The sequence below is a fragment of the Cupriavidus sp. GW823-FHT07B10 genome (genome assembly GCF_058794355.1).
This window is the reverse complement of the sequence record NZ_JBXAGS010000001.1, coordinates 56,189-69,771: the sequence shown is the minus strand read 5'-3', so window position 1 is coordinate 69,771 and position 13,583 is coordinate 56,189. Positions and strand designations below refer to the sequence as shown.

Here is a 13,583-nt window from a genome sequence, read left to right as displayed (position 1 = left end):
AGAGAGCGCAAGCTTCAACTTATTACTGGACCAAAGAGCCATGGCAAAAATCATCGTTGTGACCTCCGGCAAGGGAGGCGTCGGCAAGACCACCACCAGCGCCAGCTTTGCCGCCGGCCTGGCCCTGCGCGGCCACAAGACTGCCGTGATCGACTTCGACGTCGGCCTGCGCAACCTTGACCTGATCATGGGTTGCGAGCGCCGCGTGGTGTACGACCTGATCAACGTGGTGCAGGGCGAAGCCAACCTGCGCCAGGCGCTGATCAAGGACAAGAAGTGCGAGAACCTGTTCATCCTGCCGGCCTCGCAGACGCGCGACAAGGACGCGCTCACGCGCGAAGGCGTCGAGAAGGTCATCAACGGCCTGATCGAGATGGATTTCGAATTCATCATCTGCGACTCGCCGGCCGGCATCGAGTCGGGCGCGCTGATGGCGATGTACTTCGCCGACGAGGCGCTGATCGTGACCAACCCGGAAGTGTCGTCGGTGCGCGATTCGGACCGCATCCTGGGCATCCTGGCCTCCAAGACCAAGCGCGCCAGCGAAGGCGGCGACCCGATCAAGGAACACCTGCTGATCACCCGCTACAACCCCAAGCGTGTGCATGGCGGCGAAATGCTGTCGCTGACCGACATCCAGGAAATCCTGCGCATCAAGCTGATCGGCGTGGTGCCGGAGTCTGAAGCCGTGCTGCACGCCTCGAACCAGGGCACGCCCGCCATCCACCTGGAAGGCAGCGACGTGGCCGACGCCTATGGCGACGTGGTGGACCGCTTCCTCGGCAAGGACAAGCCGATGCGTTTCACCGACTACCAGAAGCCGGGTCTGCTCTCCCGCATCTTCGGCAACAAGTAACGGTCAAGGAGGGCTCACCCCATGTCGATCCTTTCCTTCCTGCTGGGAGAGAAGAAGAAGTCCGCGTCGGTCGCCAAGGAGCGGCTGCAGATCATCCTGGCGCACGAGCGCACCGGCCATTCCGCGCCCGCCGACTACCTGCCCGCGCTGCAGCGCGAGCTGGTGGCGGTAATCTCCAAGTACGTCAAGATCGGCGACCAGGACCTGCGCGTCAGCCTGGAACGCCAGGACAACCTCGAGGTGCTCGAGGTCAAGATCGAGATCCCGCAGAACTGAGGACGGATCCCGGCGCTGCCGGATTCGTTCCTCCTCCTTCGGTTTTCCCGCACTTCCCGTCTTTCCGCCGACCGCGGCGCCGCTTGCGCGCCGGGGTCGGCCGGCCCCCGTCCTCCCCGCCGCGATTCCCCACCAGCCCAGTGTGCAGGCCAGCTGCCAGCGCTGCCAGAACGCCCCAATTCGGAATTCTGTAGCGGCGAGACAACGGATTTGCACCAAAATCCTGCTTGAAAGGGCAGCTTGGCGGAGTTTTGTGTCCTTGTAGCTTACGTTTTGTTAAATTTTCGCGGCGTCTACAACGAAACGTAGACATCGTCCCCGCCGTGATCCGGCGGAGAGAACAGTACAAGACAGAAAAGGAGCACCATGAAGAAATCGGCCATCGTCCTCGCAGCCGGCAGCCTGTTGGCAGGTTCGGCGTTCGCACAATCGTCCGTTACCCTGTACGGTATCGTTGACCAGAGCATCCGCTTCCAGACGAACTCCAACGCCAACAACGACAACCTGTGGGAACTGACCAACGGCGCCGTCACCAACAGCCGCTGGGGCCTGAAGGGCAGCGAAGCCCTCGGCAATAACCTGAAGGCAATCTTCCAGCTGGAAGGCGGCTTCGATCCGGACACCGGCCGTTCCAACCAGGCCAGCGCCACCAACCCGAACGGCCGCCTGTTCGGTCGTCAGGCTTACGTTGGCCTGTCGGGCGACTTCGGCACGATCAAGCTGGGCCGCCAGTACACCGAAGGCTTTAACTTCTTCGGCGACTACGATCCGCTGACCATCGGCAACTACACCAACAACGCCTGGCCGTTCTTCCTGACCCAGTTCCGCAGCGACAACGTGGTCAGCTACGGCGGCAAGTTCGGCGGCCTGGACGTGGGCGCCAGCTACGGCTTCGGCGAGCAGCCGGGCAGCATGACCAAGAACCAGTACTGGGGCACCCGTGCCGCTTACTCGTTCGGTCCGTTCGGCATCGGCGGCGTGTACCAGGAAATCCGCGACATCAACGGCAACAAGCAGCAAATGTGGGGCGCTGCCGGTAAGTACGCCTTTGGTCCGGCCAAGCTGTTCGTGGGCTACGTCGGCGGCAAGGACCGCACCGGCGTGATCGACAACGGCTTCCTGAACAACTCGGCTGCCGCGCCTGCTCCGGCCGTGGTCACCGCCGGCGCTGCCAGCAACCCGCGCAAGGACACCCTCGGCTACATCGGCCTGACCTACCAGGCCACCCCGGCCCTGGCGCTGACCGGCGTGTTCTACGGCGACTACGTCGAGAACAAGAACGGCGTGAACGACAACAACGGCCGCCGCTACACCGGCGTGCTGCTGGCCGAGTACTCGCTGTCCAAGCGCACCCAGGTCTACGGCACGGTTGACTTCAACAAGGTTTCGGGCGGCACCACCACCGAAATGCCGGGCCGCAACAACCAGACTGGCGCTGCACTGGGTATCCGCCACATCTTCTGATCGACACCCGATCAGCAGTTCCTGGCAAAAGGCACCTTCGGGTGCCTTTTTTCATGGGCGCGGCCGGCGCCGCAGCCACAGGTACCAGCCGGCCTGCGAGGTGGCTTCGCCCATCGGCTGCAGCGGCACCAGCACGCCGCCATGCCGCGCCACCACGCGCTGTGCGCACAGCAGCGCCGGCCCGGGCTGCGCCAGCCGCGCGGCGCTTTCGTCGTCGGCGGAATCGAACGCCAGCCACAGCGCCAGGCCGCCGGCATGGCCACGGCACGTGATCCGCAGCGCAGTCTCCCGCGCCGCGGCATCAATCGCGCTGGTCAGCAGCCATTCCAGCGTTTGCGCCAGCATGGCCTGGTCCCCGCCAAGGCGCGGCAGGCGGCCAGCCGGCCGTTCAAGCCGGATGCCGGCCTCGCTGGCCAGGGTCCAGACGCGGTCCAGCGCTTCATCCAGCAGCGATTCCATGGCGATACGGCGCATGCGATAGGCGTGGCGCGTTTCGCGCAGCAGCCGGTTCAGGTCGTCGATCTGGCGCAGCGAACGGCGCGCATGGCTGCCGACCTGCGCCAGCAGCGCGGCGTCGGCCTGGGCCCGCGTGCGGCGCAGTTCCAGCCAGGCCAGCAGCGAGGCATTGGGTGCGCGCAGGTCGTGGCCAAGCACGTGCAGCAGCATGTCGTGCACGGCGGCGGGGTTGCGCACATCAGCGCGCCGCTGCGCGACCGGCCGGCCGCCGAGCCACGGTGCCACGGCCAGCCCCGCCTGGTGCAGCCGGGACGCTCTCATGCGGCGGCCCGTTCGGTGCGCTCCGGGCGATCGATACGCTCCAGCCGGTAGCCATGCGTGTAGACCGGCGTCAGCCGCAAGCCGTGCCCTGCCTGCAGCCCAAGCTTGCTGCGCACGCGCGAGACATGGGTATCGATGGTGCGCGACAGCGGCGAGATCTCGCGGCCCCAGACCGCGGCGGTGATGTGGTCGCGCGTGACGATGCGCCCCTCGTTGCGGAACAGCAGCACCGCCAGGTCGAACTCTTTGGGCGTCAGGCTGACCGGATCGCCATTGCAGGTGACCTTGCGCAGGGCGCAGTCAAAAGCGTACTCGCCCAGCCGCAACGGCGCGAGCGGCGCCAGCTGCGCGGGATACGCGCGCCGCAGCAGGCAGTCGATGCGCGCGGCCAGCTCGGCCGGGCGCACCGGCTTGACCATGTAGTCGTCAGCGCCGGCCGCCAGGGCGTTGACGATGTCGAGCTCGGCCTCGCGGCAGGTCAGGAACATCACCGGGATGCGGCGGTCGAGGTGGGTACGCACCCAGGCCAGTACCTCGCGCCCGGACAGGTCCGGCATCTGCCAGTCCAGCAGCAGCAGGTCGAAGCCCGCGTCGCGCAGCGCCAGCAGCAGCCGCCGGCTTTCGGCGAAAGTCACGCAGTCATGTCCCGCGCCGGTAATGACCTGCCGGATCAGCGCCGCATCCGCGGGCGCGTCTTCAAGCGATGCAATGCGCGATGCCATTTTCTTTCCCATGTGTTGTCTCCGACGGAACAGAACACTAGCGGGACATTTAAGACCGCGTTGCCTTCGGCACGAATAGGAAAGACCTCAATCTCGATTTTCAACAATCTTTTACTTCTCGCCTCAGCAGGCCGCTCCTACCATGGGCTTCGCTGCGTGCCGAGCGGGCCCGCAGTGCCAAGCTCTGTCCATCCATCGGCGCATTCCGATGCGCCCGCGCAGGAGCCACTCTCGTGAACATCGCCGCGCTGCAGGCGGACCCGACCCTCGCCGTCAGCATCGAACAGACCCTGCGCCTGAACGGGCACCAGTGCACGCGCTATCTCAGCGGACGCACCATGATCGGCGCGCTGCGCGGCCGGTCGTTCGATCTGCTGATGCTCGACTGCGATACGCCGGGGATCCCGGCCCTGGAAGTGCTGGCATGGGTGCGCCGCACGCTCGGCAGCGAGATGCCGGTGATGCTGACCGGCACCTCCAACGAAGAAGCCTTCGTCGCGGCCTGCTTTGCGCAAGGCGCCGACAGCTACGTGCCCAAGCCGCTGCGCACGGCCGAGCTGGCCGCGCGCGTGCTGGCGCTGTTGCGCCGCGCCAGGCCGGCGGTCGATGAATGCGACCTGGAGCACGGCGTGTTCCGCTTTGCCACCGCGGAGCGGCGCGTGTGGGTCCAGGGTAAGCCGGTGCTGCTGGCCCCCAAGGAATTCGACCTGGCGGTGCTGCTGTTCCGCAACCTGGGCTCGCTGGTGCTGCGCCAGGCCATGGTCGACCAGGTCTGGCGCTACCACATGGACCCGGCCTCGCGCACGGTGGACAGCCACCTGTCGCGCGTGCGCACCAAGCTGGCGCTGTGGCCGCACAACGGCGTGCGGCTGTCGTCGGTGTACGGGCTGGGCAGCCGCCTCGATGCGGCCTAGCCTCAATCGGCCTTGATGCCCGCGTCCCTGACGATGCGGGCGTTCTCCGCGGACTCTTCGCGGATGGCCTTGGCAAACTGCGCCGGCGTGCCGCCGGTCGGCACTTCGCCGCCCTTGAGCAGGCGCTCATGGACTTCCGGCTCGGCCAGCGCCTTGTTCAGTTCGGCGTTCAGGCGGTTGATGATGGCCGCGGGCGTCTTGCCCGGCGCGAAGATGCCGAAGGTCGAGGTCAGGTTGGCCTTGGGGTAGCCCAGCTCGGCCAGCGTCGGCACCGAGGGCAGGCTCTCCAGGCGCCTGGGCGCACCCACCGCCAGCGCGCGCAGGCGGCCGGCCTGCATATGCTGGGTCAGCACCGGGCTGGCGTTGGTGCTCATCACCTCGAACTGGCCGCCGAGCGCGTCATTCATCTGTTGGCCCGCGCCCTTATACGGGATCAGCGTGATGTCGGCCTTCGACTTCTGCTTGATCTGTTCCAGCACTACGTGGCCAACCGTTCCCAGGCCCGACGTTGCCCAGCGCACCGAGCCCGGTTTGGCGCTGGCCTGGCCGACCACGTCGGCAAAGCCCTTGCCGCTGAAGCCGGCGGTGGCCACCACCAGCACCGGCGAGTACATCACGCTCATCACCGGCGCCACGTCCTTCTGCGGGTCGTAGTTGACGCGGCCGACATGCGGGTTGAGCGTCAGCGGGCTGGTGGCGGCGAAGCCCAGCGTATAGCCGTCCGGCGCAGCCTTGGCGACCGCATCGATGCCGATGCTGCCGCCCGCGCCGGCCTTGTTCTCGACCACCACCGAGGTGCCCATCTGCGCCGACAGCCGCTCGCCGAGCGCGCGCGCCACGGTGTCGCTGATGCCGCCGGTCGGGTAGGCGACGATCAGGCGGATCGGACGGCTGGGATAGGCGTCGGCAGCGGCGGCAGGCAGTGCGGCAGCACCGCTGGTCACGCACAGGGCGACCAGCAGGGATGAGCGGAAGGGGAAGGCCATGATGGAAATGCGGGAGAGATTTCGACAGGAGGGCGCCGGGCGCGGCAGCGGTTCGCCGGTCTGGCGCGGAGCAGCCGCTATCTTAGCCGATCGGGGCGTGCGCGCTCAGCGCACCAGCGGGCGTTCCGGCACCCACGAGACAAAGAGTTCGTTGGCCCGGTCATACAGGCGCCATACCGTGCCGCAGTCGCGGCAGGCAAAGGAAAGCATGCTGAACGGCACGCCGGCGGCGCTCTGGCTCACCAGCGGCACCGTGCCGCGCAGCGCCAGGCAGGACGGCGGCTCGCGCCGGCGCGGGTCGGCGGCGAGCGCCAGGCAGCGCTCGCAGGCAGGCGTGGCAGACGGTGCCGACGCGGGGTGGATGGGTGGCGGGGACGGAGGCACGGCAGACTTCATGCCCGCCATGATGCCGCAAAACGCCGTCCGGCAGCAGCCGCTGACGCAATCTCGGATCAGGCCGGCTGCGTGCGCGTCACCGCGGCCGGCGCCGCCGCGCGCTGGCCCAGCCACACGCTGCCCAGCACCAGCAGCGCGCCGGCAGCCTGCATCGCCGTCAATGCCTGGCCCAGCACCAGAAAGCCGAGCACGGTGGCGCTGACCGGGCTGAGCAGCCCCAGCGCCGCCACCGCGGACGACGGCATGCGCCCGACACCGCGGAACCACAGCGCATAGCTGAAGCCGGCCCCGACAATGCTCAGCCACGCATAGCCAAGCCAGTTGGCCAGCGTGAAATGCCCGGGCAGCGGTTCCAGCACCAGTGCGAACGGCAGCAGGAACAGCCCGCCCGCGCACAACTGCCATGCCGTCAGCACCAGCGGCGAGACCGGCGGGCGCCAGTGCCGCGTCAGTACCGTGCCCACCGCCATCGATACCGCCCCGGCCGCTGCCGCCGCCACGCCGATGGCATCGAGCCGGGCGGCCGGGCCCAGTACCAGCAGCGCCACGCCCAGCAGCCCGCCCACACCCGCCAGCCAGGCGGCCGGCCGCGGGCGTGCGCCCAGCCAGGCCCACGCCAGCACCACCACGATCAGCGGCTGGATCGCGCCGACCGTGGCCGCCACCCCGCCCGGCAACCGGTACGCGGCGATAAACAGCATGGCCTGGAAGAAGCCGATATTGAGCACGCCCAGCACCGCCGCGCGCCACCACCAGCTGCCACGCGGCAGTTGCCGGCCGAAGGCAAGCATCGCCAGCCCGGCCGGCAGCGCCCGGATCACGCCTGAGAGCAGCGGCTGCCCCGGCGGCAGCCACTGGCTGGTGACCAGGTAGGTGCTGCCCCAGATGGCCGGGGCCAGCCCGGTCAGCAGGATGTCCCTGAGGGTCACGCCGCCGGTCGCGGCCAGGGAGGAAGATCCACTCGCCTTCATGTCGATATTCTTGATGTCAAGATAAATAGACTTTACGAAGCCGATTGGTTGATGTCAAGATACTTCGGTATTCCGCCCATCGCGTATTCCCACGCCCGCCCTGCTGATGACTGCCCGCCGCAAGCCCGAAGACACGCCTGACCACGTCGATGGCATTCTCGCCCAATGGGCGCGAGAGCGCCCGGACCTGGATGCCTCGCCGATGGGCGTGATCGGCCGGCTGGGCCGGCTCAACCGCCATACCAGCCGGGCCATTGAAGCCGCGCTTGGGGAAACCGGCCTGCAGCCGTGGGAATTCGATGTGCTGGCGACGCTGCGGCGCGCGGGGCCGCCGTATGCGCTGTCGCCGGGCGCGCTGATCGGCTCGCTGATGATCACTTCGGGCACCATGACCAACCGGCTCGACCACCTGGAACGGGCCGGGCTGGTGCGGCGCCAGCCCAATCCGGAAGACCGGCGCGGGCTGCTGGTGGAACTGACCGAAACCGGACGCGAGCGCGTCGACCGCGCGCTGGAATTGCACGTGGCCAACGAGCACCGCCTGCTGGCGGACCTGACCGCGACGGAACGCGCGCAGCTGGCTGCGCTGCTGCGCCGCTGGCTGCGCATGTTCGAGCCGCCACCGGGCGGTGGCGGCGAAGGCAATGAACCGGCCTGAGTGTCAGGCCCGCTGACGCTCGCGCAGGTCGGGCAGGAAGATCGTCAGCAGGCCCAGCAGCGGCAGGTAGGCACAGTACTCGTACACCGCGCGGATGCCATGCGTATCGGCCATGCCGCCCAGCACCGCGGCGCCGATGCCGCCCATGCCGAAGGCAAAACCGAAGAACAGGCCCGACACCATGCCGACCTTGCCGGGAATCAGCTCCTGCGCGAACACCAGGATCGCCGAGAACGCCGAGGCCAGGATAAAGCCGATGATGAAGGTCAGCACCGTGGTCCAGAACAGGCCCACGTGCGGCAGCGCCAGCGTGAACGGCGCCACGCCCAGGATCGACGCCCAGATCACGCGCTTGCGGCCGATGCGGTCGCCGATCGGGCCGCCCAGGATGGTGCCCGCCGCCACCGCGGCCAGGAACATGAACAGGTGCAGCTGCGCGTCCTGGCGCGCCAGCCCGAAGCGCTCCATCAGGTAGAAGGTGTAGTAGGAGGTCAGGCTGGCCATGTAGAAGTACTTGGAGAACACCAGCACCATCAGCACCACCATGGCCCGCACCACCAGGCGCGTGGGAACCGGGCTGGCCACCGCGCCGGCGGCCTTGTGCTTGCGCGCGCCCTGCGCCAGCTGGCGCGCATACCAGCCGCCGATGCGCCACAGCACCACGATGCCCACCAGCGCCGCCAGCGAGAACCACGCCAGGCTGGCCTGCTGGTGCACGATCAGCGCGGCCAGCAGCGGCCCCATGGCGCTGCCGCCGTTGCCGCCAACCTGGAAGATCGACTGCGCCAGCCCGTGCTGGCCGCCCGAGGCCATGCGCGCCACACGCGATGATTCCGGATGGAAGATCGATGAGCCGGTACCGACCAGCGCCGCGGCCACCAGCAGCACGCCGTAGCTCGGCGCCACCGACAGCAGCAGCAAGCCCGCCAGCGTGAACGCCATGGCGATGGCCAGCGAATGCGGCTTGGGATGCTTGTCGGTGTACAGGCCCACCACCGGCTGCAGCAGCGATGCCGTGACCTGGTAGGTCATGGTCAGCAGGCCGATCTGGGTGAAGCTCAGGTTGAAGCCCCCCTTGAGCATCGGATAGATCGCCAGGATCAACGACTGGATCATGTCGTTGAGGAAGTGGGCGAAGCTGATCGCCGACAGCACGCGGAAACCGGTGCGTTCCGCCTGGGGGGATGTCGCGGAGGGTGTCGCGCCAGCAGGCGCGGAGTCGATGGTTGTGCTCATTGGCGGCTCTCGACAGACGGAAAGCGGCCAGCGGGGGGCGCCGGCCTGGAAGGAACTGAGCACCGATGCTAGCTGGCGCCCGGGCGCCTGTCCTGCGAGAATAGGTCCCCGACCTTGGAGAAAAGGACATGCCGCGCGCCCCTCGCCCCCTTTCTGCTTCCGGAGCGGCCCGCCGCCGCCGCGATCAGCATGCGCCCCCTGCCCCCACGCCCGAGGCGCTGGCGCTGGGCGACACCTACGCCGATCCCCCGCCCTACGTCCGCTTCGACCGCAGCCCCCTGCCCGTCACCGCCATGGCCGCCGACTACCTGCCCGGCCACGTGACCAACCCGCACCAGCATCCGCACGCGCAGCTGATCCACGCGGTGCACGGAGTGATGGTGGTGGCCACCACCGAAGGCCAGTGGATCGTGCCGCCCACGCGCGGCATGTGGATGCCGGGCGGCACCACGCACTGGATCCGCATGGTCGGCCGGGTGCAGATGCGCACCGCCTATATCCGCCCCGATGCCGCGCCCGACCTGCCGCAGCGCTGCACCGTGCTGGGCATCTCCGCGCTGCTGCGCGAGCTGATCCTGGCGGCAATCGACATACCCCTGCCCTACGCTCCCGGCACGCGCGGCGCGCGGCTGATGCGGCTGCTGCTCGATGAAGTGATGCTGGTGCCGTCGCTGCCGCTGCACCTGCCGCGCCCGGCCGATGACAGCCTGCGGCAGATCTGCGATGCCATCACCGGCGCGCCCGATACGGCGCTGACGCTGGCGGACTGGGGTTCACGGCTGGGGCTGGACCCCAAGACCATCCAGCGCCGCTTTGCGCGCGAAACCGGGATGACCTTCGGGCAATGGCGCCAGCAGGCGCGCCTGCTGGCGGCGCTCGAGAAGCTGGCCGCCGGCAGCAAGGTGGTGGATGTGGCGCTGGACCTGGGCTATGACAGCCCGAGCGCGTTTGCGACCATGTTCAGGCGGCAGTTCGGCGTGCCGCCAAGCGCGTTCTTCCGCTGAGCGGGGGCGCCATGGCGGTCAGCTCGCGAGGTATCGCTCCACCAGCCGCGTCCAGTAGGCCGCGCCGACGGTCAGGTTCTCGTCGTTGAAGTCGTAGCCGGCGTTGTGCAGCAGCGGCTGGTTGGCGCCGTTGCCCAGCCGCACGAAGCAGCCCGGGCGCTGCTGCAGGAAGTAGGCAAAGTCCTCGCTGCCGGCGATGCGCGCGGCCTGGTCCACCACCTTGCCGGCACCGACCAGCTCCTCGGCCACCTGGCGCGCGAACTCAGTCTCGCGCTCGCTGTTGACCAGCACCGGGTAGCCGCGCACATAGTCGACCTCGGCCACCGCGCCGTAGCCTTCGGCGTGCGACGTGGCCAGCTGGCGGATGCGGTTCTCCACCGATGCGCGCACCTCGGGGTTGAACGAGCGCACGCTGATCTCCATGCGCGCATTGTCCGGGATCACATTGGGCGCGTGGCCGGCGTGCAGCGTGCCGATCGTCACCACCGCGGTCTCGTTCGGGTCGACATAGCGCGCGACCACCGACTGCAGCGCCATCACCAGGCTGCCTGCCACCAGGATCGGGTCGACCGACTGGTGCGGGCGCGCGGCGTGGCCGCCCTTGCCGCGGATGGTGATGGTGACCGTGTCGCATGCCGCCATGAAGGGGCCCGAGCGGAACAGGAAGGTGCCCTGCTCCACGCCCGGATGGTTGTGCAGCCCGAAGATCGCATCGCAGGGAAAACGCTCGAACAGCCCGTCGGCCAGCATGCGCTCGGCGCCGCCGCCCGCGCCGATTTCCTCGGCCGGCTGGAAGATCAGGTGCACGGTGCCGTCAAAGTTGCGCGTGCGCGCCAGCTGCTTTGCCGCGCCGAGCAGGATCGCGGTATGGCCGTCGTGGCCGCAGGCGTGCATGCGGCCGGCATTGACGCTGGCGTACGGCAGTGCGGTGCGTTCGTGGATCGGCAAGGCGTCCATGTCGGCGCGGATGCCCACGCTGTGCCCGCTGTCACCGCAGCGCAAGGTGCCCACCACCCCGGTGCCGCCCACGCCGCGCGTGACCGTATAGCCCCACGTCTCCAGCAGGCTGGCGACCAGGCCCGAAGTGCGGACCTCGTCGAAGGCGAGTTCGGGATGCTGGTGGATATTGCGCCGGATGACTTCAAGTTCGGCGCGGCTGTCCAGGGTGTCGGCCAGCGCGCAGTACCGGTGCTTGAGTGGTGACGTGGGGGACGCCGTGAGGGTGGTGCCGAGATAGGACTCGATTTCGGGGGCGTGCTCAGACATGGTGTTTTGCTCTCTGGCGAAACCTGTACAACCAGTATTTCACGCAGAAAACGCGAGCGAAACGCCAAGCGTGCGAATTCCTGTAAAACCATGTAATCGGGCCCGTTTCAGCACCGGAACTGTTGCCCTAATCGTACGCTTTGTATGGAAACCAAACGCTTTGTGTAAAAGCGTATCGATGGGGAACCATTGCGGACCGCGTATTAGCCCGCGGCAGTGCTGCCGGCATGCGTCACCCCGAAGGGTGACGCGATGCCACTGCCCTGCCCTCAGAGTTCGCCGTAGGGCACCACCTGCTGCGTCTGCTCGCCCAGCCCGTCCACGCCCAGGCGCATGGTGTCGCCGGCCTTCAGGAAGCGCGGCGGCTTGAAACCCATGCCCACGCCCGGCGGCGTGCCGGTCGCGATCAGGTCGCCCGGCAGCAGCGTCATGAAGCGGCTGACATAGCTGACCACGGTGGCCACGTCGAAGACCATGGTGGCGGTGCTGCCCTTCTGCACGCGCTCGCCGTTGACCTCCAGCCACAGGCCCAGCGCCTGCGGGTCCTGCACTTCGTCGCGCGTCACCAGCCACGGGCCGGCCGGGCAGAAGGTGTCGCAGCCTTTGCCCTTGTCCCAGGTGCCGCCGCGCTCGATCTGGAACTCGCGCTCGGACACGTCATTGACCACGCAGTAGCCGGCCACGTGGTTCAGCGCCGCTTCGCGCGAGACATTGCGCGCGGTGCTGCCGATGACCACGCCCAGCTCCACTTCCCAGTCGGTCTTTTCCGAGCCGAGCGGCAGCATCACCACGTCGTTGGGACCATTCAGCGAGCTGTTGGCCTTCAGGAACACGATCGGCTCGGCCGGCAGCGGCATGCCGGCCTCGGCGGCGTGGTCGGCATAGTTCAGGCCGATCGCCACGATCTTGCCGACGCCGCTCCAGGGCACGCCAAAGCGTGCGCCCTCGATCACCGGGAGCGACGCGGGGTCCACCTGCGCCAGCCGCGCCAGCGCCGCCGGCGCCAGCTGCAACGCGCCGATATCGGCCACCACGCCGGACAGGTCGCGCACGCGGCCTTGCGCATCGATCATGCCCGGGCGCTCGGCGCCGGGGTTGCCTACTCGAACCAGTTTCATCGTCGTCGTTATCTTCAGGGGTTGTTCAGGCGGACTTCTTGAGGGTGGCGCCGATTGCGCCGGTTGCGCCGGCCTCGGCCAGGGTCTGCGCCACCACGCTCAGGACTTCCCTGGCGGTGTTCTCGGAGTGGGCGCGCAGCACCTGCGCCAGGCGCGGCCGGCCGGGCTCGCGCAGCGCGGCCATGATGGCCTCGTGTTCCTCATGCGACTCCTGCCAGCGGATGGTATCGGCATTGGCTGCACCGCGCGCGCGGTGCACCTTGCTCATCAGCGTGGCATAGACGCCGGCCAGCACCGGATTGGCGGCGCCGTCGATGATCAGCTGGTGGATTTCCTGGTTGATGCGGAAATAGTCGGTGCGCCGGCCCGCCGCATGCGCATCGATCATGGCCTGGTGGCGCCGCTCCAGCTTGGCCATGGCGGCCGCACCCAGGCGCTGCGCGGCCAGTTCACCCGCCAGCGCCTCGAGCCCGTGCAGGGTCTCGAAGGTGGCGCGCAGCTCCTCCAGGTCCAGCGGCGCCACGCGATAGCCGATGTACTGCCGGTGCAGCACCAGCCCCTCGGACACCAGCACCTTCAGCGCCTCGCGCAGCGGCGTCTTGGAGACATCGAAGGTCTCGCAGAAGGCCCGTTCATCGATCCTCGCGCCGGGCGGCAGTTCGCCCTCTTCGATCATGGTGCGCAGCCGGGCGGCGATTTCGGCCGACATGCCGAGCGTGCGCAGGCGCGTGGTTTGGGAAAGCGTTTGTGTCACAGACGTCACCAGATTGGGGAAATGCACCACGACAAGGCTACCACATACCAAAATTGTGCATGCGCAACATCGCAAAATCAATGACTTACACGCGTTGTAATTACAGATTACGTATCCTATACTCCGGCCTGTTGCGCAAAACGCCAACAGAACTGCCTCACCCAAGGACTAAAACAGGAGACGCC

Annotated in this window: 15 protein-coding genes; 6 read left to right on the top strand and 9 right to left on the bottom strand. The window is 68.0% G+C overall.

Annotated elements, in window-relative coordinates:
- Positions 1-40 precede the first annotated feature (40 nt).
- The 3 genes from minD to AC1Q6V_RS00350 all read left to right on the top strand — a co-directional run bounded on the left by minD (position 41) and on the right by AC1Q6V_RS00350 (position 2,596).
- Positions 41-856, top strand: a complete 816-nt coding sequence (minD, locus tag AC1Q6V_RS00360; protein WP_010811452.1) for a septum site-determining protein MinD — start codon at positions 41-43, stop codon at positions 854-856.
- Positions 857-877: 21 nt separating this feature from the next.
- Positions 878-1,132 carry a cell division topological specificity factor MinE gene (gene minE / locus AC1Q6V_RS00355; RefSeq protein WP_010811451.1) on the top strand — a complete coding sequence of 85 codons (255 nt, stop codon included), beginning with the start codon at positions 878-880 and terminating at the stop codon, positions 1,130-1,132.
- A 366-nt stretch (positions 1,133-1,498) separates the two neighbouring features.
- Entirely contained in the window at positions 1,499-2,596 is a 1,098-nt protein-coding gene (locus AC1Q6V_RS00350) for a porin (protein ID WP_010811450.1), read from the top strand.
- Between the two features lie 51 nt (positions 2,597-2,647).
- On the opposite strand, the gene AC1Q6V_RS00345 is transcribed toward AC1Q6V_RS00350, so the two are convergent.
- Both AC1Q6V_RS00345 and AC1Q6V_RS00340 read right to left on the bottom strand, forming a co-directional pair.
- Positions 2,648-3,373: a histidine kinase gene (locus AC1Q6V_RS00345; protein WP_454751136.1), complete on the bottom strand. Its 726-nt coding sequence runs from the start codon at positions 3,371-3,373 to the stop codon at positions 2,648-2,650.
- Entirely contained in the window at positions 3,370-4,107 is a 738-nt protein-coding gene (locus AC1Q6V_RS00340) for a response regulator transcription factor (RefSeq protein ID WP_454751137.1), read from the bottom strand. Before AC1Q6V_RS00340 ends, AC1Q6V_RS00345 begins: the two co-directional genes overlap by 4 nt.
- Before the next feature lie 221 nt (positions 4,108-4,328).
- On the opposite strand from AC1Q6V_RS00340, the gene AC1Q6V_RS00335 reads away from it, so the two are divergent.
- Positions 4,329-5,009 (top strand): response regulator transcription factor, encoded by a 681-nt coding sequence (locus AC1Q6V_RS00335; RefSeq protein ID WP_454751138.1) that lies wholly within the window; start codon positions 4,329-4,331, stop codon positions 5,007-5,009.
- Between the two features lie 2 nt (positions 5,010-5,011).
- Here the strand turns inward: AC1Q6V_RS00335 and AC1Q6V_RS00330 are convergent, their stop codons facing one another.
- The 3 genes from AC1Q6V_RS00330 to AC1Q6V_RS00320 form a co-directional block, all read right to left on the bottom strand.
- The gene (locus AC1Q6V_RS00330) at positions 5,012-5,995 is read right to left on the bottom strand and encodes a Bug family tripartite tricarboxylate transporter substrate binding protein (protein WP_454751139.1); all 984 of its coding nucleotides are present in this window, start codon (positions 5,993-5,995) and stop codon (positions 5,012-5,014) included.
- 105 nt (positions 5,996-6,100) lie between these two features.
- Positions 6,101-6,400, bottom strand: coding sequence for a hypothetical protein (locus AC1Q6V_RS00325; RefSeq protein ID WP_010811445.1), 300 nt, complete (start codon positions 6,398-6,400; stop codon positions 6,101-6,103).
- A 47-nt stretch (positions 6,401-6,447) separates the two neighbouring features.
- Positions 6,448-7,362 (bottom strand): EamA family transporter, encoded by a 915-nt coding sequence (locus AC1Q6V_RS00320; RefSeq protein WP_058697465.1) that lies wholly within the window; start codon positions 7,360-7,362, stop codon positions 6,448-6,450.
- 106 nt (positions 7,363-7,468) lie between these two features.
- Here AC1Q6V_RS00320 and AC1Q6V_RS00315 point away from each other — a divergent pair, with 106 nt between their 5' ends.
- Positions 7,469-8,020 (top strand): MarR family winged helix-turn-helix transcriptional regulator, encoded by a 552-nt coding sequence (locus AC1Q6V_RS00315; protein ID WP_037025273.1) that lies wholly within the window; start codon positions 7,469-7,471, stop codon positions 8,018-8,020.
- A gap of 3 nt (positions 8,021-8,023) precedes the next feature.
- Here AC1Q6V_RS00315 and AC1Q6V_RS00310 read toward each other — a convergent pair whose 3' ends face one another.
- On the bottom strand, positions 8,024-9,256 hold the full coding sequence (locus AC1Q6V_RS00310; protein ID WP_010811442.1) for an MFS transporter: 1,233 nt from the start codon (positions 9,254-9,256) through the stop codon (positions 8,024-8,026).
- Positions 9,257-9,384: 128 nt separating this feature from the next.
- Here AC1Q6V_RS00310 and AC1Q6V_RS00305 point away from each other — a divergent pair, with 128 nt between their 5' ends.
- Positions 9,385-10,260, top strand: coding sequence for an AraC family transcriptional regulator (locus AC1Q6V_RS00305; RefSeq protein WP_011614336.1), 876 nt, complete (start codon positions 9,385-9,387; stop codon positions 10,258-10,260).
- A gap of 18 nt (positions 10,261-10,278) precedes the next feature.
- Here AC1Q6V_RS00305 and AC1Q6V_RS00300 read toward each other — a convergent pair whose 3' ends face one another.
- The 3 genes from AC1Q6V_RS00300 to AC1Q6V_RS00290 all read right to left on the bottom strand — a co-directional run bounded on the left by AC1Q6V_RS00300 (position 10,279) and on the right by AC1Q6V_RS00290 (position 13,545).
- Positions 10,279-11,526 carry a M20 aminoacylase family protein gene (locus AC1Q6V_RS00300; protein ID WP_011614335.1) on the bottom strand — a complete coding sequence of 416 codons (1,248 nt, stop codon included), beginning with the start codon at positions 11,524-11,526 and terminating at the stop codon, positions 10,279-10,281.
- A 269-nt stretch (positions 11,527-11,795) separates the two neighbouring features.
- Positions 11,796-12,644, bottom strand: coding sequence for a fumarylacetoacetate hydrolase family protein (locus AC1Q6V_RS00295; protein ID WP_011614334.1), 849 nt, complete (start codon positions 12,642-12,644; stop codon positions 11,796-11,798).
- Between the two features lie 25 nt (positions 12,645-12,669).
- Positions 12,670-13,545 carry a GntR family transcriptional regulator gene (locus AC1Q6V_RS00290; protein ID WP_231881372.1) on the bottom strand — a complete coding sequence of 292 codons (876 nt, stop codon included), beginning with the start codon at positions 13,543-13,545 and terminating at the stop codon, positions 12,670-12,672.
- Between the last annotated feature and the right edge of the window lie 38 nt (positions 13,546-13,583).

Coding starts and splice junctions, on each gene's coding strand:
- minE (WP_010811451.1), top strand. CDS start 878: ATGTCGATCCTTTCCTTCCTGCTGGGAGAGAAGAAGAAGTCCGCGTCG.
- AC1Q6V_RS00350 (WP_010811450.1), top strand. CDS start 1,499: ATGAAGAAATCGGCCATCGTCCTCGCAGCCGGCAGCCTGTTGGCAGGT.
- AC1Q6V_RS00320 (WP_058697465.1), bottom strand. CDS start 7,362: ATGAAGGCGAGTGGATCTTCCTCCCTGGCCGCGACCGGCGGCGTGACC.
- AC1Q6V_RS00300 (WP_011614335.1), bottom strand. CDS start 11,526: ATGTCTGAGCACGCCCCCGAAATCGAGTCCTATCTCGGCACCACCCTC.
- AC1Q6V_RS00315 (WP_037025273.1), top strand. CDS start 7,469: ATGACTGCCCGCCGCAAGCCCGAAGACACGCCTGACCACGTCGATGGC.
- AC1Q6V_RS00330 (WP_454751139.1), bottom strand. CDS start 5,995: ATGGCCTTCCCCTTCCGCTCATCCCTGCTGGTCGCCCTGTGCGTGACC.
- AC1Q6V_RS00325 (WP_010811445.1), bottom strand. CDS start 6,400: ATGGCGGGCATGAAGTCTGCCGTGCCTCCGTCCCCGCCACCCATCCAC.
- AC1Q6V_RS00340 (WP_454751137.1), bottom strand. CDS start 4,107: ATGGGAAAGAAAATGGCATCGCGCATTGCATCGCTTGAAGACGCGCCC.
- AC1Q6V_RS00295 (WP_011614334.1), bottom strand. CDS start 12,644: ATGAAACTGGTTCGAGTAGGCAACCCCGGCGCCGAGCGCCCGGGCATG.
- AC1Q6V_RS00345 (WP_454751136.1), bottom strand. CDS start 3,373: ATGAGAGCGTCCCGGCTGCACCAGGCGGGGCTGGCCGTGGCACCGTGG.
- AC1Q6V_RS00310 (WP_010811442.1), bottom strand. CDS start 9,256: ATGAGCACAACCATCGACTCCGCGCCTGCTGGCGCGACACCCTCCGCG.
- minD (WP_010811452.1), top strand. CDS start 41: ATGGCAAAAATCATCGTTGTGACCTCCGGCAAGGGAGGCGTCGGCAAG.
- AC1Q6V_RS00305 (WP_011614336.1), top strand. CDS start 9,385: ATGCCGCGCGCCCCTCGCCCCCTTTCTGCTTCCGGAGCGGCCCGCCGC.